The 2,730-nt window shown below is 41.1% G+C and carries 3 protein-coding genes; all 3 read right to left on the bottom strand.

Translation table 11 applies throughout. From position 1 onward, the window contains the following. Positions 1-1,050 (bottom strand): polymorphic toxin type 50 domain-containing protein (locus G6Q06_RS08205; protein ID WP_240329368.1); only part of this gene is annotated, 1,050 nt, incomplete at its 3' end. Next, a complete protein-coding gene (locus tag G6Q06_RS08200) occupies positions 1,023-1,286 on the bottom strand; it encodes a hypothetical protein (RefSeq protein ID WP_163532874.1) in 264 nt (87 codons plus the stop codon). The genes G6Q06_RS08205 and G6Q06_RS08200, both read right to left, overlap by 28 nt. A 198-nt stretch (positions 1,287-1,484) precedes the next feature. Beyond that, a partial coding sequence (locus tag G6Q06_RS08195) for a DDE-type integrase/transposase/recombinase (RefSeq protein ID WP_163566290.1) occupies positions 1,485-2,730 on the bottom strand: 1,246 nt, incomplete at its 5' end.

Below are 2,730 nucleotides of genomic sequence, written 5' to 3'. Positions count from 1 at the left end.
ATGATCGATCCTTACTGGTACAATGTGAATGCCTTTCTTATTCCAATGTAACTTACTTTGAAACACTTTAACGATCTCTGAATCGGTGATAACGAAGCCTTCAAAATCTGGATGGCTAATAACGCCATGTTTATCCCATGCGCTTTCATTCTTATTTAGTCTAATTTCTAAACTATCCTTGATCCACTGCCTGATCTGCTCAATTGTAGGCGCTTTTTTATAATAACTACGGCCTTGTATATAGCTATCACCGCCTAAAATATGTTTAGCCTGTTGTGGGCTTAATGCTAATATATTCACAATGCTTTTTAGTGTATCTAAAACCATTTGTGAAAATACATGTGATTCTTGAAATAGCGGGCGTTCTTTGAATTTTTCAAAATCAAGTTTGGCAAGCTGAAAGCCTTTATCTAATGCTGGCGCTTCTGTGAAATGTTGCAAACCAACTAATTCTGTACCGCTTATCTCAATTTGATACCACCGCCCTAGTTTCTGGCCTAAAAGTTGGCTAATGCGCTCTTTAGTAGCTATCAATAGCGGTTTTTCAATGACTTCTTTAGCCAAGAAAAAATCAAACAGATCATTTTTTGGGTTAGCTTGGAGTGTGCTACCTTTGAGCATGATAGGCGCTTGATCTAGAGTAGCTAACCTCACAACCTTATTAACTTCTTTCGTTAACCCCACCAACTCCTTAAACCGCCTTTTCTTTTCCTCAATAGCCTTTAGCACACCGCTAAGCTTTTCTTTAGCCTGATTGTTACCGGCGTAGCTTTCTAATTTAGCCTTAAAAAAATTTTGTAGGTATTTGTAGGTATTTGGTTCAAAGGCAATTTTTAAATCAACAGCGGGCAAGTTACTTGGGGCTTTTTCTAAAATCTCAATCTTAGTGCCTCTACTTTCATTAAAAGCTTTTAGCCCGCGCTTGCTAACCATGTGCAACTGACACCTACAGCCCCAATCTAGCGGGGGGGTGTGTGTGTTCCAATAAGGGTCTTTGCGCGCTAGACAAACACCATCAAAGGCTAAATGCCGCGCCGCGCTATCATGCATGCTCTCAAAAATATAATACCAGCCATCGCCATTCTCGCTATTTGGATCGCCCGGCTTTTTTTAAAGCTCTCCATAAAGTCTAGTAAATCTTGTTCTAGACTTTTGGTATCATGCTTGTAACTCCCACGCATAAAACTACTAAGCAAGCCCGGCGATCGGTTAATGGATTTAGCGATCTGGGCTTGGCTTAGATTGTATTCTTTGATAAATTCCTCAATCTGTTTAATGATGTCCATTTAACTCCTTTAAAATTAAGCTTAACCGCTCCGCCCTCCATAAGCGGTTAAGTGAACAAAGCTAGAAATGCTAATAAGGTTTTGAGTTTTCCGGGTTTTTTTACATTCTCATGGTTACTCCTTTAGTTGGGTTAAATAGGTGTTAAACGCGCGTTTAATTTGGCATTCAACAGCGTTTAACCCCCGTTTAGCACGCATTTAGCCCGTTCTCTTTTTCTGGATTTCCCAAATGTTGCGGATTTCCTCTAAGGCATGCATGAAATTAACTTTCAAGTCTTTTTCAGGCGCTTTTTTGGGCGGTGATTTTTTGTTTAATGCCTTTTTGACTTTGTTGGCTTTTGCTTTTGTGGTTTTTTTCTGCGCGCTGTTAATATCATTCAAAAGCGGGCTTAGCTTGTCTTTTTTGTATTGCTTTTTAACTTTTTGGTATTGTTCTAAGTCCATACACTCCGCGCCTAGCTCTGTGCTTTTAGCAATACAAACAAAATCACCCATTGGCGTGTAAATTTCCACTTCTGTGGGCTTAGGCGTTTCAGCCACAATCACGCCATCATTAATGGAGAATACTTCCCAAAGTTTGGCGGAGGTATAAATTTTGTTGTTAAGTTTGATTCCTTCAGCGCTTAGAGTGCGTCTGTGGCGTTTGCCCATGTGGGCTTTGATCTCATCTAATTCTTGATTAGTGAGTTTGTGCGGCAAGTAGGGCGCGTAATTGCTAAATCTTTGCGCTAATAGCCCATCTATAATGGCCTGCAAATCATAATCAAAAAGCAATTCATCTTCGGGTATGCGTGTGGCCTTGCCGCTTAGTGTATCTTGCTTGCTAGCCCGTTGGCTTTCTATTTGTTGGCGTTTAGCCACATCATTTCCAATATAACCCGGTATCCAATAAAGCCAGCCATGCAAGACCCCAAAAAAGCGCTCGATCTGGCCTTTTTCTCGGCCTCTGTAAGGTGAACAGCGCAAAGAACTAATGCCACAGCGCGCTAAAAAGCCTTGATAGTGAGAGCTGGCATAATCTGAGCCATTATCTGAGCGCACTCTATCCGGCTTGCCCATTTTTTCCATTGCATGAACTAAAACTTCAATCTGGGCGTTAGAATTAGTGGTATCTACTAACTCCGCATGCGCGCCCCCGCCGTAAGTTTCAATAACCGCGCTTAGATTTTTGCGCTTAACCACATAGCCTTTAGGGGCATTTTCATCAGGCACTTTGACCATAAAATCCATTTTAGTGCTATCTACTTGCCACTCTTCATTAATGTGGTTTTTAACTTTCACGCCCACCGGGTAGCGCTGTAGTAGGCCGTCTTTGCCTTTTTTAAGATAGATTTGTAGATTCTTATCCCCCTCTATCATCTCCCTAATAATGGTATAAATGCGCGGAAAAGCCATGCTAAAGTCTGGTTTGTTAGCTCGCTCTAGCTCTAAGTAATAATCATAC

Source organism: Helicobacter suis (assembly GCF_902196135.1).
Lineage (GTDB): Bacteria > Campylobacterota > Campylobacteria > Campylobacterales > Helicobacteraceae > Helicobacter > Helicobacter suis_A.
The sequence above is the reverse complement of the archived record's forward strand: the minus strand, read 5'-3'. Positions and strand labels throughout refer to the sequence as shown.